We start from the raw sequence: 19,563 nt of genomic DNA on the forward strand, positions 1-19,563 counted from the left end.
ATTTTTATACACTTGCATATTATTCGATTATTTTACCATCAATTAAAATTAATAATTTTTTAGTTCTTTTGCACTATTTTAAACAATTTAAATTTCATATTTTTCATAAACTTAAATTAAAAAATATAGTATAAATACTCTAAGCAACCCCTTTCCTTAACCGCTTTAGTTCATTTCTTCGGCAAAGCTGAGCATTTACTCTTTTTAAATTTATGTTACTTTTCCAGCACATTTTTGTTACAGATGGCATCAGGGAACGTACCATGAAGCTTAATAAAGTTTATTTAGCTATTTTACTTAGCACTTTACCTCTTTCTGCTGTTCAGGCAGCAGGCCTAGATCGTTCTGGTCAGTCTATTTCTGCCTTTTTACAACCGGGGAATTATGCAGAAGCAGGTATTTCTGTCTTAGATCCAACGGTAAAAGGTTCTTCTACAGTCACTAGTTTAGAGGGCGAGAAAATCAGTGATATGGGTGAAGACTATTATTTCCCTTCTGCAGCAATTAAAGTACAAGCGACTGATAAAATTTCACTTGGTTTAATTTATGATCAACCTTTTGGCGCAGATGCAAAGTATTCTTCAATTGCAGGTTCATTTGGTGATGGAGTAGAAGGTACTTCAGTTGAAGTAGATACTCATAATTTAACTGCATTAATTGGCTATCAACCTACAGAAAACTGGAATTTTTATGCAGGTCCAGTATGGCAAACTGTTGAAGCCGATATTTCATTACGTGGTGCAGCTTATAAAGCATTAAGTGGGTATAACATTAAAATTGAACAGGAAGAAGCTTGGGGTTGGCTGGCAGGTTTTGCTTATCAAATTCCTGAAATTGCTTTAAAAGCTTCTGTTACATATCGCTCCGAAATTAAACATGATGCTAAAAGTAAAGAAACTTCAACATTATATGCTCCAGCAGGTACCTTACTCCCGGTAACTGTTGATCTCAGAAATATCAATAGTGATGTTGAAGCAATAACTCCACAATCAGTAAATATTGATCTTCAAACAGGTATTGCACAAAATACTTTAGCATTCGCCAACTTACGTTGGGTGCATTGGGATAATTTCGCAGTTAGCCCACAATTACTGTCGCATCCTATAATTAATCAAAACTTAATTGACTATTCTGATGATCAATATTCAGCAACTGTGGGTCTAGGTCATAAATTTAATAATAAATGGTCAGGTACAGCAGCTGTCGGATACGATTCTGGTGCAGGTAATCCTGTCACGACTCTTGGTCCAACTGAAGGTTACTGGAGCGTGGGCTTAGGTGGTCAATACAGCCCTGCTGAAAACTATTTTATTCAAGCCGGTGTTAAATACTTCTGGCTAGGTGATGCTAAAGCAAAACGTGGTACAGATATCGTGGGTGATTTTGAAGATAATTATGCACTCGGTTATGGCATGAAAATCGGTTATCGCTTCTAATAAATCGATCTCATAAAGAAAGGGCGCTATAAGCGCCCTTTCTTTTATTCCAATGTACTTAAAAGATTAAGCCGGAATGTCACGCACTGAAGCATTACGAATCGCTTCTTTTAATGCTTCATAGCCACGAATTGGCGGGAATTGCGGAAATTCCGCAATGACATTTTCAGGTGCATCAAACAGGAAACCAGCATCTGCTTCGCCCAGCATGGTTGTATCGTTATAAGAATCCCCTGCTGCAATGACACGGAAGTTCAAACCATGTAACGCTTTCACTGCTTGACGTTTTTGATCTGGCTGACGCAATTTATAAGCAGAGATCATGCCTGCTTCATCCGTTTCTAATTTATGGCAAAAAATAGTCGGCCAATCCAGTTGCTTCATGAGTGGATGTGCAAATTCATAGAAAGTATCTGAAAGAATAATCAATTGAAAATGCGTACTGACCCATTTTACAAATTCTTTTGCTCCTGGGAAAGGCCCCATTTCTGCAATCACTTCCTGAATATCGTTCAAGCCCAAACCGTGCTGTTTTAAAATATTCAGACGTTGGGTCATCAGTACATCATAGTCAGGAATGTCACGAGTCGTCGCTTCAAGCTCTTTAATACCGGTTTTTTTGGCAAAGTTAATCCAGATTTCTGGAACCAACACGCCTTCTAAATCTAGACATACGACTTCCATGAACATTCCCTCTAAGTTGTATTGAAAAAATTTTGCACTATCATAGCTGAAGCAACAGATTTTGTACTGTACTTTTTTAAATCTATTTTTTTCATAAGTATTTATTTTTTAGTGATAAGTCAATTAAATCAATTCTATTAAAATAGAGGTGAAATTAATTAATATAGGCCATGTCCTTTCCAAGCCTATATCGCCAGGATTCTCATGACCATCATTCCTACTATTGATCGTATTGATGCACTTGCATCTGAATATGCAGATAAATCGCCCAATGAAATTTTGGCACTTGCACTGAGCCAGCAAGGTGAAATTGCGATTTCATTTTCTGGTGCTGAAGATATTGTATTGATTGATATGGCATCGCATCTCGGTAAACCGTTCCGGGTATTCAGTCTGGATACTGGCCGTCTACATGCAGAGACGTATCAGTTTATTGAACGGGTACGTAAGCATTACAACATCGAGATTGAAATCTGCTTCCCTGAAACGGATGCAGTACAAAATTTAGTGACCACCAAAGGTTTATTCAGTTTCTTTGAAGATGGCCATCAGGAATGTTGCGGTATACGCAAGGTTCAACCGCTACGTAAAAAACTGGCGACGCTGGATGGCTGGATTACTGGTCAGCGCAAAGACCAAAGTCCGGGTACACGCAATGAAATTCCTGTGGTTCAGGCAGATCCAGGTTTTTCCGGTCCGGGTAAGCAGCTGATCAAATACAATCCTCTGGCCAACTGGTCCAGTGCAGATGTCTGGAGTTATATCCGCATGATGGAAGTGCCTTATAATGCGCTGCATGAAAAAGGTTTTGTTTCAATCGGCTGTGAACCCTGTACCCGCCCTGTCCTGCCGAATCAGCATGAACGTGAAGGCCGCTGGTGGTGGGAAGAAGCCACGCATAAAGAATGTGGTCTGCATGCCGGCAACTTGCAAAAATGATCTAGCATAACCATCGACTCGTCGGTGGTTTTTTCATAAACCAATCATCTACAGAAAAATCAGTACCTTTCCGTGGCAAAATCGCTATACTTTGTAATGTCAATATTAATAATTCTAACAAGGTTGTTCGGATCAGAGCAGCTGAAGAAAGTGCAGTGAGGCAATCTACGCTATGCGTCCATTACATCCAATTGATTTTATTTTCTTAACTTTAGAGAAACGGCAGCAGCCTATGCATGTAGGTGGGCTATTTTTATTCCAAATTCCCGAAAATGCACCAGCTTCCTTTATTCAGGATCTCGTCACTGATATTCAAAACTCCAAATCATCGCCGATTCCACCTTTTAATAATTATTTAAACGGCCTGTTTTGGGATGAAGACCAAGAATTTGATTTAGATCACCATTTTCGTCATATTGCCCTGCCGAAACCGGGTCGTATCCGTGAATTGCTCACTTATATTTCACAAGAACATAGTGCGCTGATTGATCGTGCCAAGCCTTTATGGACCTGTCATATTATTGAAGGGATTGAAGGTAATCGTTTTGCCATGTATTTCAAGATCCATCATGCGATGGTGGACGGAATCGCCGGCATGCGTCTGGTCGAAAAATCGCTGTCGCATGATCCGAATGCCAAGAGTATTGTACCGCCTTGGTGTGTGGAAGGGCCACGCGCCAAACGCCTTAAAGCACCTAAAGTCAATGCTTTTAAAAATGTCCTGCAAACCATTAAAGGCCAACTAGAATGCGCACCACGCGTCGCTTATGAGCTGTCTCAGACCGTCATGAAGGATATGGGGCGCAATCCGGATTATGTGTCCAGTTTTCAGGCACCAAGTTGTATTCTGAACCAACGTGTCAGTGCTTCGCGTCGTTTTGCGGCACAATCCTTTGAATTTTCACGTTTACGGCATATTTCTAAAGCATTGGGCGTCACGATTAATGACATGGTACTGGCCATCTGTTCAGGTGCACTACGTGAATATTTACTATCACAAAACGCTTTACCGAAAAAACCATTAATTGCTATGGTTCCGGCCTCGGTTCGAAGTGATGATTCGGATGTTTCCAATCGCATTACCATGATTCTGGCCAATCTGGGCACCCATAAAGAAGATCCTCTGGAACGTCTCAAAATTGTACGTGGCAGTGTACTGAGTGCCAAGGAACGTTTTAAACGCATGAATGCCAATCAGATTTTAAATTATAGTGCCTTTGTCTATGGTGCAGCCGGTCTGAACATTGCATCGGGTTTAATGCCGACGCGCCAGGCATTTAATGTGATTATTTCCAATGTACCCGGCCCTCAGGAACCGCTATATTGGAATGGTGCACGTCTCGAAGCGCTTTATCCAGCCTCAATTGTACTAGATGGGCAGGCTTTAAACATTACCATGACCAGCTATCTGGACAAACTGGAAGTCGGCTTAACCGCATGCCGTAATGCCCTGCCGAAAATGCAGAATCTGCTGACGCATCTTGAAGAAGAAATCCAGCGTTTTGAACGAATTGTAGATGGTGAACCTGTCCCAAAGTTACAGGCGGTGAGCTAGCCGCAGATCAATAAATAGAATATATAAACTGAAAAAAGTGTTGATCATTTTTGCCAGTCCTAGCGCACATAATTAAGGGGCTCATAGAGCCCCTTGGTTTTATTTTTTAACATCGTTTTAAATTTATTTTATATTTTTGGGATGATGCATCCATTTTTGATTGCCTAGAATTTATTTCAATCTGCACAAGATTCTGTATCGGTAGCATCAGCTTTTGATCGTACGACACTGTTGTAATAATTGATGGCAGGCATTGCGAATCATGCTGGCGGTAATCTGGACTTCATTACCGCGCTCATCAACAATATATCCTGCATGTACAGTCTTTGGTTCTAATACGTGTTTTAGGCCTTTATTAATTACTGCTTTACTCATATTCATAACACACTCCTTTTGCTAAGCCTGAAACTGGGAGAAACGGCTTTGGCTAATTCATGCATCTAGTATTGTAAATAACAGCACCAATGTAAAATTTCAGATGTAACAAGTGTTTAACGATATTCTGTTACAATTTCAGCTGAGAATGATATCGTATTGCTCTTGCGTATACAGATTTTCTACTTGGAACTTAATCACGCGATTAATGAAATGCTCTAGATCAGCGACTGCTGGGGCCTCTACTGTTAGTAAACGATCAATTACAGCGGGATGCGCGACAACAGTAAAGCCACTCTGCGACTCATAAGCACGTGCATAACGCAGAATTTCTCTGAATATTTCGTAACATACTGACTCGGCTGTTTTGACATAACCACGTCCCTGACAAGTCGGACAGGATTCACAGAGTAAATGTTCCAGTGACTCACGGGTGCGTTTCCGGGTCATTTCCACCAGACCCAGTTCAGATACCTGAGTAATCTTGGTTTTAGCATGGTCACGTTCCAACATGCGCTCAAACTGTTTCATCACTTCTTCACGATGCTGCGCTTCCTGCATATCAATGAAATCAATGATGATAATTCCACCCAGATTACGCAGACGCAACTGACGTGCAATGACCTGAGTCGCTTCCATATTGGTTTTAAAAACAGTGTCTTCCAGTGAGCGACCACCAACATAAGAACCGGTATTGACGTCAATGGTGGCCATGGCTTCGGTCTGATCAATCATCAGATAACCGCCCGATTTCAATGCGACACGAGTTTGCAACGCCTTTTGCAGATCTTCTTCAACATTATATAAGTCAAAAATTGGACGCTCGCCCGGGTAGTGCAGTAAGCGGTCTCGCATATTCGGCACAAATTCTTCGACAAACTCTTGCAGCTTGGCGTGAATTTCACGTGAATCGACGTAGATTTTTGCAGTTTCTTCATTGGCCAGATCACGAATGATCCGTTGTGGTAAAGGCAATTCTTCAAAAATCAGGGAGGGAACTGCAATAATCTTCTGCTTACGCTGGATATATTCCCAAAGCTTGGCCAGATAAGCCATATCTTGGGCAATGGCTGCTTCTTCAATACCTTCAGCAGCGGTACGTACAATCACTGAGCCTGGCAGCTTATGCTCGGCCTGAATCCGCTCAATAATCGAACGTAAACGATTGCGCTCTTCCTCAGATTCAATTCGCTGCGACACCCCAATATGATTGCCATAAGGCATCAGCACCAGATAACGCGAAGGAATAGACAGATCCGTGGAAAGACGAGCACCTTTGGTGCCCAGCATATCTTTCATCACCTGAACCGTGAGGATTTGACCGGGCTGAAGCAGTTCAAAGACATTTGGGGTGGGCTGCTGGCGCGGCCAGACCATATCATTGATATGCAAAAATGCCGTTCTGGACAGACCAATATCCACAAACGCAGCCTGCATACCCGGCAAGACCCGTACCACTTTGCCTTTATAGACATTACCGACCAAGCCACGCTTGGCTGTACGCTCGACAAACAGTTCATTGACCGTGCCGTTTTCAATCAACGCGACCCGACATTCCATCGGCGTGACGTTAATCAATAACTCGTCAGACATAATTACACTCAAAACATTATAAAAATTCTTTTTATCAGCAGTTAATTTAGTGCCTTAACTGTCTGTAATAACTGTACGGTTTCATAGAGCGGCAAGCCGACCACATTGGAATAGCTGCCTTGTATTTTTGGAATATAACGTGCTGCAATTCCTTGAATCGCATAAGCCCCGGCTTTCCCCAGCGGCTCACCTGTGGCCCAGTAACTTTCCATGTCTGCGGCACTCAGGATTTGAAATTCGACCTGCGTACGTACCACTATACTGTATTTTTCATCTTTTGTACGAACACAGACACCGCTATAGACATCATGCCACCGACCGGAGATTTTTGTCCACATTTCAATGGCATGTTGCTTGGATTCTGGTTTACCCAAAATCTCACTATCGACCCCCAGACTGGTATCCGCAGCAATGATGATTGCATCTGGATAACGCTCGGCCACTGCATCAGCCTTGGCTCGTGCCAGACGTTCAACATAAGCCGCGACGGATTCACCTTCACGCACAGATTCATCGATATCCGGACTGTAGATATCAAAGCTCAGTCCGAGCTGCTGTAATAACTCACAACGCCGAGGTGAGCTGGAAGCGAGAATTATATGCGCCATTTTTTCAACATATAATAGAGGACAGGCCAAACCAGAATACTGGTCAGCATTGGAATCCAGTGCCGGGCAAAAGAAAATTGCACGCCTGCCACAATCTGGGCAAAAAAGATCATCAGCAAATGCGCAACAATTGCCAGCCCCGTAATCACCCAGAGATTATTAAAGGTCAGGATACGGCGTTCACGAGTCAGGAATCGGGCTAAAAAGGCAATAATAATAAAGCTGAGGGCATTCAGACCTAAAGGTGCGTCCAGCAGCAAATCAATAAAAATACCGGTACCAAAGGCAAACCAGATCCCACACCAGGTCGGCTGACACAACACCCAGAATAGCATCACCATCAGCATGAACAGCGGACGCCAGCCCGAGAGGGTATAAGAAAGTGGATAGACCATCAAAATCGAAGCCACGATCACCGAAATGACGATGGCAAATAAGGGATCACGATGCTTTCTGGATTTCATCTTAGCGATTGACATGCGGTTGCTCCATCGCCAATGAATCGGAAAATAACACCACCACATGATGACCACCGGCCAGCTGCGCGGCTGGCGTTACATCAATCTGGGCAAATTCACCTGAATTATGTCGTTGTACTTTGGACACCTGCCCCACCAGATAACCTGCCGGAAAATGTTGGCCCAAGCCGGAACTATAGACTTTTTCCCCGACCTTGATATTGGCACTGGTCGGTACATATTCCATTTTCAAACGTCCCAGATCACCCGTCCCCGAGACAATGGCACGCATTCCGGTATGTTCCAGACGCACTGACAATGAATGTTCTTTATCAGACAACAGCATGACCCGGCTACTATGCGGATAGACATTAATAATCTGTCCCATAATCCCCTTGTCATCCAGTACCGTTTGCCCGACTTTCAGCTCGTTATTTGAACCCCGGTTGATCACAATGATATGTCTTAAAGGATCGGCATCGGTGCCAATCACTTCCGCAATTTCAATACGCCCGTCAATGATCAGTGGTGTATCGAGCAGACCGCGCAAACGGGTATTTTCAGCAGAAAGTTCAGAGATTTTTTGTAAGCGAACTTGCGCCTGCAACAACTCAGCCTGCATCGCGGTATTTTCCCGACGCAACTGAACTTCAGACTTGGTTTGTTGATTCAACCACTCTCGCGACAATACCGGATAACTGGCCACAGCATAAATAGGATTATAGGCCGCGTACAGGACATCCCTTGCAGGTTGTACAACATGTGGCATGCGCCAATCAAAGAAAAGCACCACCAAGCATGTTACCAATGCAATGATAAAAGAGCGAAAAGATGGCGGTTGTCGAGAAAACAGATGTGCTTGCACCCGCCGAATCCTTTTCTTAGCCTACGAATAACATGTCATGATTTGGATTGTCGAAAAATTCGAGTACCTTGCCACCACCACGGGTTACACATGAGAGTGGATCTTCTGCCACCACAACCGGCAGGCCGGTTTCTTTGGCCAGCAGCTTGTCTAGATTACGCAGCAATGCACCACCACCGGTTAACACGATACCGCGTTCAGCAATATCCGAAGAAAGCTCAGGAGGTGTGTGTTCTAGTGCTGATTTCACCGCAGACACAATGTTTTGCAAAGGATCTGAAATGGCTTGAGTCACTTCGTCTGAGTTAACCACAATCGCACGTGGTACACCTTCTGCAAGATTACGGCCACGAACTTCAATTTCAAGCGGTTTAGCACCTTCATCTGGCAAGGCCATGCCCACTTCTTTTTTGATCACTTCTGCCGTGGTTTCACCAATCACACAGCCATGCGCCTTACGCACATAGTTAATGATCTGCTCATCAAAGACATCACCGCCAATCCGTAAAGAATCTGCATAGACACAACCCTGCAGGGAAATGATCGCAATTTCAGTGGTACCACCACCGACATCGACCACCATTGAACCACAGGCCTGCTCAACTGGCATACCTGCACCAATGGCCGCTGCCATCGGTTCTTCGATTAAACGGACATCACGTGCACCAGCATTAAATACCGCTTCACGAATAGCACGACGTTCAACCAGCGTCGATTTACATGGTACACACACCACCACACGCGGTGCCGGAGTAAACAGACGGTTTTCATGTACTTTGCGAATGAACTGATTCAGCATGGTTTCAGTGACTTCAAAATCCGCAATCACCCCATCTTTCATGGGGCGGATTGCTGAGATATTGGCTGGGGTACGACCTAGCATTTGTTTCGCTTCAAGACCTACAGCGGCAACAATTTTATGTGAACCACTATGACGGATAGCTACAACCGTGGGTTCATTTAATATAATGCCTCGTCCTGGCGCATAAATAAGTGTATTTGCAGTACCTAAATCAATGGCAAGATCTGGCGAAAACAAGCCTATTAGTCGTTTTAGAATCACGGGGACGTTCTCAATTAAACTTTATATGGACGCAAGGTGGCAACTTTAACTAAATGTGATGATTTGGACAAGTCAATCGCTTATCATAACGCATGATAATTTGAATTTTTTTAATACTGATTAGGTAATATTATGTCTACATCGGATGCACAGCATTCTGCAGATTTAAGTGCAGAAACAGTTTCAGCCATTGCCCACCTTGCAAGGTTATCTCTCAATGATACGCAATCTGCTGAATATGCTCAAAGTTTAAATAAGATTTTAGGCATGATGGACACATTGAAAGGCATCAATACCGACGGAATTGAACCGCTGAAGAGCCCTTTCGACCATCCTCAGCCACTACGTGAAGATGTGGTCTCAGAAAGCAATCATCGCGAGCAATACCAAGCAGTTGCACCTGCTGTTCAGGATGGTCTATACCTCGTACCGCGCGTGATTGAGTAATTACTACCCAGTTCATTCTTTTTATTAAATTAAACGTAAAGAATTATTTCTCATGACAGATTTACATCGCTTATCCATTCGTGAACTCAGTGAAGGTCTGGCAAATGCCCAGTTTTCATCTCGCGAATTGACTGAACATTACTTAAAGCGTATTGCAAAAATTGATGCTCAAGTAAAATCATATGTAACCGTTACGCCTGAATTGGCATTGGCAGAAGCTGATGCGGCTGACACACTGCGTAAGGCAGGTGGTGCAAATGTGTTAACAGGCGTACCAATCGCGCATAAAGACATTTTCTGTACTCAAGGCATCAAAACCACTGCCGGTTCTAAAATACTGGACAATTTTATCTCTCCTTATGACGCCACCGTTGTCGCGAAAGGCAAAGCTTCGGGCCTGGTGACTTTGGGTAAATTGAACATGGACGAATTCGCCATGGGTTCGACCTCTGAAAACTCATATTACGGCGCAACGGCTAACCCTTGGAATTTAGACCATGTCCCTGGCGGTTCTTCAGGTGGTTCAGCAGCAGCTGTTGCAGCGGATCTGGCACCCTTTGCTACCGGTACTGACACCGGTGGCTCTATTCGTCAACCTGCGTCATTCTGTGGCCTGACAGGACTTAAACCGACCTATGGCCGTGTGTCGCGCTTCGGTATGATTGCCTATGCATCATCTTTAGACCAAGGCGGCCCGATGGCACGCTCGGCGGAAGACTGTGCCTACCTGATGAACGTGATGGCCGGTCATGATGCCAAAGATTCAACATCGATGAATCAAACCGTAGATAACTATGTGGCGAACCTGAATGATACATCCGTCAAAGGTTTACGCATTGGTATTCCAAAACAGTACTTTAATGTTGCCGGCCTAGCTGAAGATGTTAAAGCACGTGTCGAAGAATCATTGAAAAAGTTAGAAGACCTGGGCGCTACGCTGGTTGAGATCGACCTCAACATGACCGAAAGCTACGTTCCGACTTACTACCTGATCGCACCTGCTGAAGCATCCTCTAACTTACAACGCTTTGACGGTGTGCGTTATGGCTACCGCTGTGAAAATCCAGTGGACTTGATGGACTTGTACAAACGTTCACGTTCAGAAGGTTTTGGTGCAGAAGTGCAACGTCGTATCCTGATTGGCACATATGCGTTATCCGCGGGTTACTACGATGCATATTATGTGAAAGCACAAAAAGTACGTCGCCTGATCCAGCAAGATTTCCTTAAAGCCTTTGAATCTGTCGATGTGATTGCTGCGCCATCTGCGCCAACGACTGCCTATAAAATTGGTGCGGATTTGACTCCGGTTGAAATGTACCTGGGCGATATTTATACACTTGCAGTGAACCTGGCAGGTCTTCCTGCGATTAACGCGCCTGTTGGTTTTGACCAGAACAACTTGCCAGTTGGCTTACAGTTGATTGGGAATTACTGGTCAGAATCGCAATTATTGTCTGTGGTACACCAGTATCAGCAAGCAACTGATTGGCATACACAACGCGCGGCAATTGCTGAGGAGAATGCATAATGGCTCAAGCTCAAAACAATTCTACAAAAGCGGCTAAACCAAAATCTAACCTGATTGAGGGTTGGGAAGTCGTTATTGGTATCGAGATTCACACTCAGCTTGCCACCAATACCAAAATTTTCTCAGGTTCATCGACTGTTTTCGGTAATGATCCAAACACCCAAGCCAGCCTGGTTGATTTGGCCATGCCGGGCGTATTGCCGGTATTGAATAAAGAAGTGGTGGATCTTGCGATTCGCTTTGGTTTGGGTATCGATGCCTATATTGATCAGGCCTCCGTATTTGCGCGTAAAAACTATTTCTACCCGGATTCGCCAAAAGGCTACCAGATTAGCCAGATGGACAATCCGATTGTGGGCTTGGGTCATATCGACATCCAGCTTGAAGATGGCACGGTTAAACGGATTGGCGTAACCCGTGCGCACCTTGAGGAAGATGCGGGTAAATCGATTCATGACCAGTTTGAAGGCATGTCCGGTATCGACTTGAACCGTGCCGGTACGCCACTGCTTGAAATCGTTTCTGAACCAGATATGCGTTCGGTTGAAGAAGCGGTTGCTTATATTAAAGCGATTCATACGCTGGTGCGCTGGTTAGGCATTTCTGACGGCAACATGGCGGAAGGTTCGTTCCGTTGTGACTGTAACGTGTCTTTACGTCGTCCGGGTCAACCCTTCGGTACGCGTTGCGAATTGAAAAACCTCAACTCATTCCGTTTCATTGAACAGGCGATCAATGTTGAAATTGAACGTCAAATGGAAATTCTGGAATGGGACGGCACCATTGATCAGGAAACGCGTTTATTCGATCCTGTGAAGATGGAAACGCGTTCAATGCGTTCAAAAGAAGAAGCCAACGATTACCGTTACTTCCCTGACCCTGACTTGTTGCCTGTGGTGATTGCGGATGAACAAATCGAAGCAATCAAAGCCACCATGCCTGAGCTGCCTGCGGCACGTCGTGCGCGTTTTGTGGCGGACTTTGGCGTGACTGAGTACGATGCTCACGTTCTAACGCTTACTCGTGAAATGTCAGAGTTTTATGAAGAAGTCGTGAAAGCTGCTGGCGGCGCTGCACAAGGTAAGATTGCTGCAAACTGGGTGATGGGCGAATTCTCAGGGGCGCTCAACAAAGCAGGCCTAGATCTTCAAGATTCTCCTGTTTCTGCGGAGAAACTGGGCGGCATGATCGCACGTATTGTCGATAACACCATTAGCGGTAAGATCGCGAAACAAGTGTTCGGCTTTATGTGGGAAGAAGGCAAAACTGCGGACGAGATTATTGCTGAAAAAGGCTTGAAACAGGAAACTGATACAGGCGCGATTGAAGCAATTATTAAGGAAGTGCTTGCCGCCAACGAGAAGATGGTTGAAGAGTACAAATCTGGTAAAGAAAAAGCTTTCAACGGTCTGGTTGGTCAAGTGATGAAAGCGTCTAAGGGTAAAGCCAACCCTGCGCAAGTGAATGAGTTGATGAAGAAATTGATTGGTTGATCTGATCTTTCTTTAAAAGAAAACCCGCTTTAGAGCGGGTTTTCTTTTTATTTATCACTTATAATTAAGGTAATAATTTTTTCGAGAACTAAAATAATGCAAAGAGGTATTATTATTCCTCCAGCCTTAATGAAATGTGATGTAGAAAAAAATAGTGTCTTTATTGAAAGGTCATATAACACTCAAGAATTACAATACTTTTCTTTGTATTGGGACAAAATAGCGATACCTGAACAACGAGCTATAAAATTAGGACTTCCTTTCGAACAGGATTATGTTGAAGCAGGGATTTTAGAGCTTGTTAAGTCCCCATTTAACTCAGGCGAAATGGCAAATATACTTCAAAAATCTCATACATATGTGGCTAATATAAAACTTCAAGATCCTGAAAATGATTGGACTCTCGTAAATATGCTCGACTCCAAAGACAATGATCCAATTCAATATAGTAATAAAGATGTTTTAAAAGTTGAGCTAAGAAAATTATTACCTGTTCCGCGAAAAGATATAGCTATTCACGATTTATTAGATTTCAAAACACAAAGAAATGCTGAATTGATAGCATTACATAATTCTTTAGATGAGATATATGAAAAAATATTAAATAGCGAAGATAAAGACTTAAGAAGGAAAAAAGAATTTTATGATCTAAAAGTAGCAATTCATAACTTAGACAGAACTCTCACTGAACGTTTTCGCTTTACCTCTCGAGTCGATCATTCAGTAAGTTTAGAATTTAATGAAAGTGTATTAGCTGAAATGATAAAAACTGGGATTATTGATATTGCTTCAACTACATTTCCTGTTTTAACTATTGCTAATACATTAAGATCAATGCTCAAGTTTAAATTTTCAAAAGAATGGACTTTAAAATCTGCTGAAGGCAATTTAAAACTCGATTACTTAGTTAGAGCTAAGCAAAATAATATTATTTGAGTTGGGTAATTTTTATGGCCATCAAAAAAGTAACCTCAATCGCCAAACTCGAAGACTTAGGACGCATTCAGCTGTCTAAATCCTTTTTCATGCGTGATTTCCTTTATAGCGAAATCGCCAATTGGTACGGTGTACCCAACTTCCCAGATCATCCTGACATCGCCATTCGTACAGGAACAGAACTCTGCCAACAACTGCTCGAGCCACTACAACAAAAGTTTGGACGTATTGCCATTCGTTCAGCTTATCGCTCACCAAGCGTGAATCAACTCGGCAATGAAAAAGGACATAACTGCGCAACTAATGAGAAAAACTTTGCCAGTCATATTTGGGACTATCCCGATGTAAAAGGCTATGGTGCGACGGCGTGTATCGTTATTCCATCATTCTTAGAATTGTATGAAAAAGACCAAAGTAATTGGCAACAACTTGCTTATTGGATTCATAACAATTTGAACTATAGCCATCTACAATTTTTCCCAAAACTCTGTGCATTTAACATTGGTTGGCATGAACAGTCTGCACGGGACATTTATAGTTATATCCAGCCAAAAGGCTATTTATTACGGGGTAAAGCGGTGAATAAAGAATTTGAAAAGTTTTATCCTGATTTGATTTAATCCCCCTAAATCCCCCTTTGAAAAGGGGGACTTTGTCACGTAATCAAATTGATACACGTAGTTCCCTCTCCTTTTTTAAAGGATGAGCGTTATAACGCGCAAGAGGGAGAGGATTATTAAAAGACTCCCTCTCCTGAGCAAGTTTTAAAGCACTACTTTAAAATGCAGCGCAAGCGGTTACTAGCAAGATTTTTATTATTTATACTATAAAATCAGAAATATCCAAGCAAAACAAAAATGACATCTGAACTATTACTTACCATCATTCAAACCCTCATCGGATTATTTGCTCTGGTCATTATCATTTTACTGATAATGATCAAATGGCGTAAACGACTATCCGCAGCTCAGCCTGTACCATATAGAAAACAGCGCGGTTTGGGCTTAGCAGATGGGCTTGAATTTATTTTCTATCCTATTTACTGGCTGATTAAAATCATTATCGCTATTTTCAAATAAAACCAGCTTACCCTCTTACAACCCCAACTTATTCAGCAAATCTGGTGTCAAAAAAGTCTGTGCCACACGATTTAAATCGATATAACGCAGCACACCTTTAAGCTGATTATTGATTTCAGGATTCTTTAAAATTTCCTCACCTGTGGTTTTACCCAAAGCCTGAAAACTATCGCCCACAGCCTGTAAACCTTCAGCTTGAATCACCGCCTTGGTCTGTGCTGAACATTGCTCCACTAAAATGCGCTGCAACACCGTCCCTAGATTCTTGTCTAATACTTCCTTTTGAGTTGCGGTTACATTGCTAAAAGCCTTTAAATCGGGATGATTGCCCAATGCCACAAATGTCCATTGCAAGACCGTGGTTTTATCAGTGGCTGTAGTGGACTTCATCAAACAGTCACTCAGCTGATCGACCGTTGGGCCAGCCATCGTAACCTGTGCTGCTCCCAACAATGTTGCACCTAGAAAAAATAAACGAATACGAGAAGAATTTTTTAAACTCATCACCACTTCCTTTTAATATGACATCAGCATTTTGGCGCTGAAAATAGTTTCTTTGTATCATGTAAAAAGGAAATATACTGATAGAACTCTGTAAAACCTGAACTGGATTTAAAATTAATTCAGATGAAAAATTTCATCCCATCATGCTATTCATTAGATGGTGATATTGATCGAGTAAACTTAGCGTTATTATTCAAATTCAAACAATAAAAATAATCATGATGACTGCAAACACCTTCAACAGCATCCTTCCTTGGAGACTGGTTGTGTTCTTTAGCTTGACCGTATTGTTATTGATCCATCCTGTTTTTCGAAGATGGATGTTCGAATCGCGCGACCTGCCCAGCAAACGCAGTCGGATCTCATCCTCTATATCCGACCTGATTGAACTGATTTTTTATCCCATCTTCTGGTGAATCAAAATCATCATACGGATTCTGGATTAAATGCGTTTAATTCAGTGCTTATTTGATCTGTCTCAACATATTCTTCGCCCCACTATGATTATAGTTATTAGACAGATTCTGTAGCACACGCTTGGCCTGAGTTTTAGCATTCGGGAAACGGTTGGCATAGGCCGGAATCCCGTTCAAACAGCGAGCAACCAGCATACCAGATTCGGTATAAACCCGAGTTCCCTCAGTCCCCTGCAATTTGCCATAATTGTAGGCACGCTGCGCATTATTGCAGGCATTATTCAGGTTCTTGCCACTATTAATATCACGGCGTGCTGCCACATAGAGCTTCATCTGCTGCTGTTGGGGTGTTTCTACCACTGAAGCTCTCACGGGGACTACCCTCGTCGCGATCTGTTTTTTCTCTAACTCTTTTCTTTCTAATTCCTTTCTCTCTAATTCTTTCCTTTCCTGCTCTTTACGCGCTGATTCTTTAAGTTCATTCGTGCTCTTCGTTACAGGCGTTTTTATCGATGCAGCAGTCTTTTTCTGGGTAGCGACAGTGTTCTTATTTGCAGCAAGGTAAAAGTTTCTTGCCTCAGTCGCACTCATCAACTTGGTCAGCAATCGAACGCTACGGTTCTGGCTGGTTTTATCGACCTGTCGTTCAGAAACCGGCTCGATCGAGACGATCCAGCTTTCAGCCAGGCCATCCATACGACACTGATAGGCGCCGCTTCCCTGTACCACACCTCGGTTTGTACTCAGGCGTTTGCGTTGGGCAAGATCTGCCACGGCATTAAAATTACTTCTATACAATAGGGAAAATTTACCGCCTTGTTCATGACAATATTGCGTCAGGATCGAACGCGGATACATGGCCTGAGTGCTGTTATTTTTCTGTGCTTGCCCCCAAAGATAAATATAATCTTTTGCACTGCCATCACGTTGATTCAAAGCCCGCTTGGCGATTAGCTCTTCCGGACTGGCAAAAGGATGTAAAACCCCTGATTTCAGCCGACTCACGCTATTACATCCCGCCAAGCCTATTGCCCCTATTATTAGAATTATTACGTTTAGCTTCACAGCAAATATCTCAACCCCAAATTCCCGTATAACATAGCCTAAATAGCAGCAAACAACAAACACAAGATGTTGATAAGTATCAAATTTAAAAGATAAAAAGGAGGCACATCATTCACAACCCTATACATTATGCCAAGCCTCAGCCTATAAAAATTGAGATAAGCATCCTTCTGGCGCGTAGTTAAAGGATAAATAACAGCGGGATTGAATCAGAAATAAATAGAACACCACATAAAAAGCCGAAGAAAGATAGCAATCTTTCTTCGGCAGCTTATTCAAGATAATGGTACAGATCTTTATTATCATGTGTAAAAAATTACTTTTTACCCTCTATAGCATTGTCTGAACAAGATCAGCATCAGAATAATTTCCTCAACGTACACTTCTTATTTTTATACGTTAAACCGCTGGAAATTAAACTCCATCTTCGCTGGTCATTAAGATTCTAATCAGGAAAACCAGACCTGAATACCCCTATATTGGGATATTTTGCTCCTATTTGATCTGATCTAACCAACGGTCAGATCAAGCTTTTCGATTAGATATTAACGTCGATTTAGATATAAAAAGCCAAAGATAAAATCATTTGGCTTTTACAATCTAATGGGTAACTTAGAAAAAATTAATCCAGATGGGATTCAAATGCTTTTAAACGTTTATAGATCGACATCAGCTCAATAATGGTCGGCCACGATAAAATCAGATATTGGAAGGACTCACGTACTTTTCCAAATACATTCAGGATTTGCATCATCAAACCCAGGGTGATCGTTCCTGCTGCAATACTCGGAAACAGGATAAATAATCCATAGATATTGTCTAACTGTAAGTACCAGATCCGGACCAGGTTGAAATAGGCATAGTGAAAATACAGACGGAAATAATTCCAGCGTACCCGGCTAAACAGTTCTTGCAGTGTCAGCGGATGAGCCCGATCAGCATGATCCTCTCCGTACACCAGTTCTTTACGGTAAGCAGCCTCGACTTTCTGGTTATTAAACTCCAGTCCTGGCAGTTTCATCCCGACCACCATCAAAATGACGGTACCCAATACGGCCCATCCAATAGAAGCCCACATTAAAGCATGCGGTATTTCTCCCACAATTGGCAGAACCTTTACATGACTTGAAAGCTGGTACAGGATAGGCAGAAACGCCATCAATAACATCAATGCTTCAATCAGGGAAACACTCAGCTGTTCCGTGGTTTTGGCAAAGCGCATGGTATCTTCCTGAATACGCTGGGATGCGCCTTCAATATGACGCAATTGTTCCCAATGTGCCGTGTAATAGTTATTCATCGCGGTACGCCAGCGGAACACATAATGGCTGACGAAAAACATATTAAATACGGCCAAAGTGACGTAAATCATGGCGATATAGATAAAGGTTAAAGCTTCTTGATAGAGAAGTGAAACATCTCCGCCACCGCTGCCTAGCATTTTCTGGATCTGGTCATAAAACGGGCTATACCATTCATTTAAAACGACATTGACCTGTACTCCAAACCAGATATTAAACAGGATAAAAGCCGAGCCCCAGACTGACCAACGCTGCCATGGATGTTGTGCTTTCCACGTCCAGAAGAGAGCAAATATGGCAGTGGCAAGAAAAAACCAAAGGTAGAACCAGAGAAACTTGGCTGACCAGAAACGACTGATACCGATAGCGAGACTTTCCTCAGAATAGCCTTCAGGGAAACCCAAATAGACTCCCCATCCTGATCCGCCAGTATGCCAAAGCACAAGATTAAGGATAAACCACAAAATCAGGCTGCTAAAAAACCAGACAGGTTGCGGAAAAAATGACTTGAACATGCTGACCGAGTTCTCCTTCTATATTTGGGTCATCCAAATGACGCCTAGTTTATTCTTATTTTAGACTTTTACTGTTATAAAGCATTAATTTTCAATTTAGTTTAAAAAATAACATAGCGATGCATAGTCCCTTATAAAATTTATTTTTATAGATTTTCAAAACGTATTTTTCTCTTAATGAGTCTTTTTATTCTTGATCAGCCTATCTAAAGCTCCAGAGGCAATCAGGCACATGAATCATCAAGTTTTTGCCTTATGTATTTTTAAATCCTGTACATCAGTACGGCCTATCTGTTTTATTACAAACGAATATAGCTTCTTAAGGTTCTATAAATAGAATAAAATCAAATACTCAATAATGGTTTTATAGATGTTTAGATAAAAGGTTTTGCTGCTACTGAAGTAAATAAATCATTGACCCAGTTCTCATTTTTCGCAGAAATAGTTAAATTTTCAAAAATCATGCTATGATTTAACTCTCGAAAAGTAATCTTATTTTGGAATAAAACTATGGAAAGTTCGGTAATTGAATTACTTAAACCATTGACCTTAGAAAAGGAAAATTGCACCCCGATTATTTTTGAGGCAGGCACTGTTTTGAAAGTGGTCATGCAGACTCCCACCAGTCTTTTGGTCAGTAATGATGATGACTTTAACTTCACAATTCCTTTAAAAGATGAAAATGAGCTGTGGAGAGAGC

At 42.3% G+C, this 19,563-nt stretch carries 20 protein-coding genes; 9 read left to right on the plus strand and 11 right to left on the minus strand.

What is annotated here, in order from left to right; translation table 11 throughout:
- Nucleotides 1-263: 263 nt before the first annotated feature.
- Entirely contained in the window at nt 264-1,436 is a 1,173-nt protein-coding gene (locus FTU90_RS03010; RefSeq protein WP_159138438.1) for an outer membrane protein transport protein, read from the plus strand.
- A gap of 66 nt (nt 1,437-1,502) precedes the next feature.
- Here the strand turns inward: FTU90_RS03010 and thrH are convergent, their stop codons facing one another.
- Entirely contained in the window at nt 1,503-2,120 is a 618-nt protein-coding gene (thrH, locus tag FTU90_RS03015) for a bifunctional phosphoserine phosphatase/homoserine phosphotransferase ThrH (RefSeq protein WP_159138439.1), read from the minus strand.
- A gap of 204 nt (nt 2,121-2,324) precedes the next feature.
- Between thrH and FTU90_RS03020 the strand changes: the two genes are divergently transcribed.
- On the plus strand, nt 2,325-3,059 hold the full coding sequence (locus tag FTU90_RS03020) for a phosphoadenylyl-sulfate reductase (protein ID WP_159138440.1): 735 nt from the start codon (nt 2,325-2,327) through the stop codon (nt 3,057-3,059).
- Between the two features lie 172 nt (nt 3,060-3,231).
- A complete protein-coding gene (locus FTU90_RS03025; RefSeq protein WP_005096186.1) occupies nt 3,232-4,614 on the plus strand; it encodes a wax ester/triacylglycerol synthase family O-acyltransferase in 1,383 nt (460 codons plus the stop codon).
- Between the two features lie 207 nt (nt 4,615-4,821).
- Here FTU90_RS03025 and FTU90_RS03030 read toward each other — a convergent pair whose 3' ends face one another.
- The 6 genes from FTU90_RS03030 to FTU90_RS03055 form a co-directional block, all read right to left on the minus strand.
- Nucleotides 4,822-4,995: a PA1571 family protein gene (locus FTU90_RS03030; protein ID WP_005096185.1), complete on the minus strand. Its 174-nt coding sequence runs from the start codon at nt 4,993-4,995 to the stop codon at nt 4,822-4,824.
- 132 nt (nt 4,996-5,127) lie between these two features.
- On the minus strand, nt 5,128-6,582 hold the full coding sequence (gene rng, locus FTU90_RS03035; RefSeq protein ID WP_005096179.1) for a ribonuclease G: 1,455 nt from the start codon (nt 6,580-6,582) through the stop codon (nt 5,128-5,130).
- Nucleotides 6,583-6,623: 41 nt separating this feature from the next.
- Nucleotides 6,624-7,190, minus strand: coding sequence for a Maf-like protein (locus tag FTU90_RS03040; protein WP_005096178.1), 567 nt, complete (start codon nt 7,188-7,190; stop codon nt 6,624-6,626).
- The gene (mreD, locus tag FTU90_RS03045; RefSeq protein WP_005096176.1) at nt 7,178-7,669 is read right to left on the minus strand and encodes a rod shape-determining protein MreD; all 492 of its coding nucleotides are present in this window, start codon (nt 7,667-7,669) and stop codon (nt 7,178-7,180) included. The genes FTU90_RS03040 and mreD overlap by 13 nt, the downstream gene beginning before the upstream one ends.
- Complete coding sequence (gene mreC / locus FTU90_RS03050; protein WP_005096172.1) at nt 7,656-8,513, minus strand: rod shape-determining protein MreC; 858 nt, start codon at nt 8,511-8,513, stop codon at nt 7,656-7,658. Before mreC ends, mreD begins: the two co-directional genes overlap by 14 nt.
- A gap of 16 nt (nt 8,514-8,529) precedes the next feature.
- Nucleotides 8,530-9,576: a rod shape-determining protein gene (locus FTU90_RS03055; protein ID WP_004279360.1), complete on the minus strand. Its 1,047-nt coding sequence runs from the start codon at nt 9,574-9,576 to the stop codon at nt 8,530-8,532.
- A 132-nt stretch (nt 9,577-9,708) separates the two neighbouring features.
- Between FTU90_RS03055 and gatC the strand changes: the two genes are divergently transcribed.
- The 6 genes from gatC to FTU90_RS03085 all read left to right on the plus strand — a co-directional run bounded on the left by gatC (nt 9,709) and on the right by FTU90_RS03085 (nt 15,062).
- Entirely contained in the window at nt 9,709-10,023 is a 315-nt protein-coding gene (gene gatC, locus FTU90_RS03060; protein ID WP_005096170.1) for an Asp-tRNA(Asn)/Glu-tRNA(Gln) amidotransferase subunit GatC, read from the plus strand.
- A gap of 52 nt (nt 10,024-10,075) precedes the next feature.
- A complete protein-coding gene (gene gatA / locus FTU90_RS03065) occupies nt 10,076-11,554 on the plus strand; it encodes an Asp-tRNA(Asn)/Glu-tRNA(Gln) amidotransferase subunit GatA (RefSeq protein WP_159138441.1) in 1,479 nt (492 codons plus the stop codon).
- Complete coding sequence (gene gatB / locus FTU90_RS03070) at nt 11,554-13,047, plus strand: Asp-tRNA(Asn)/Glu-tRNA(Gln) amidotransferase subunit GatB (protein ID WP_159138442.1); 1,494 nt, start codon at nt 11,554-11,556, stop codon at nt 13,045-13,047. The genes gatA and gatB overlap by 1 nt, the downstream gene beginning before the upstream one ends.
- A 96-nt stretch (nt 13,048-13,143) precedes the next feature.
- Nucleotides 13,144-13,983 carry a DUF6236 family protein gene (locus tag FTU90_RS03075; RefSeq protein ID WP_100357576.1) on the plus strand — a complete coding sequence of 280 codons (840 nt, stop codon included), beginning with the start codon at nt 13,144-13,146 and terminating at the stop codon, nt 13,981-13,983.
- 14 nt (nt 13,984-13,997) lie between these two features.
- Nucleotides 13,998-14,603, plus strand: a complete 606-nt coding sequence (locus FTU90_RS03080) for a hypothetical protein (protein ID WP_100357577.1) — start codon at nt 13,998-14,000, stop codon at nt 14,601-14,603.
- 237 nt (nt 14,604-14,840) lie between these two features.
- Nucleotides 14,841-15,062 carry a hypothetical protein gene (locus FTU90_RS03085; protein WP_159138443.1) on the plus strand — a complete coding sequence of 74 codons (222 nt, stop codon included), beginning with the start codon at nt 14,841-14,843 and terminating at the stop codon, nt 15,060-15,062.
- A 15-nt stretch (nt 15,063-15,077) separates the two neighbouring features.
- On the opposite strand, the gene FTU90_RS03090 is transcribed toward FTU90_RS03085, so the two are convergent.
- The 4 genes from FTU90_RS03090 to FTU90_RS03105 form a co-directional block, all read right to left on the minus strand.
- Nucleotides 15,078-15,566: a hypothetical protein gene (locus tag FTU90_RS03090; RefSeq protein ID WP_159138444.1), complete on the minus strand. Its 489-nt coding sequence runs from the start codon at nt 15,564-15,566 to the stop codon at nt 15,078-15,080.
- 464 nt (nt 15,567-16,030) lie between these two features.
- Nucleotides 16,031-16,987, minus strand: a complete 957-nt coding sequence (locus tag FTU90_RS03095; protein WP_005172121.1) for a hypothetical protein — start codon at nt 16,985-16,987, stop codon at nt 16,031-16,033.
- Between the two features lie 682 nt (nt 16,988-17,669).
- A complete protein-coding gene (gene sbmA, locus FTU90_RS03100) occupies nt 17,670-18,863 on the minus strand; it encodes a peptide antibiotic transporter SbmA (protein WP_005096155.1) in 1,194 nt (397 codons plus the stop codon).
- 374 nt (nt 18,864-19,237) lie between these two features.
- Complete coding sequence (locus FTU90_RS03105) at nt 19,238-19,474, minus strand: hypothetical protein (RefSeq protein WP_171294222.1); 237 nt, start codon at nt 19,472-19,474, stop codon at nt 19,238-19,240.
- Nucleotides 19,475-19,563: the final 89 nt, after the last annotated feature.

The organism is Acinetobacter sp. YH12200, from assembly GCF_013418175.1.
GTDB lineage: Bacteria > Pseudomonadota > Gammaproteobacteria > Pseudomonadales > Moraxellaceae > Acinetobacter > Acinetobacter pseudolwoffii.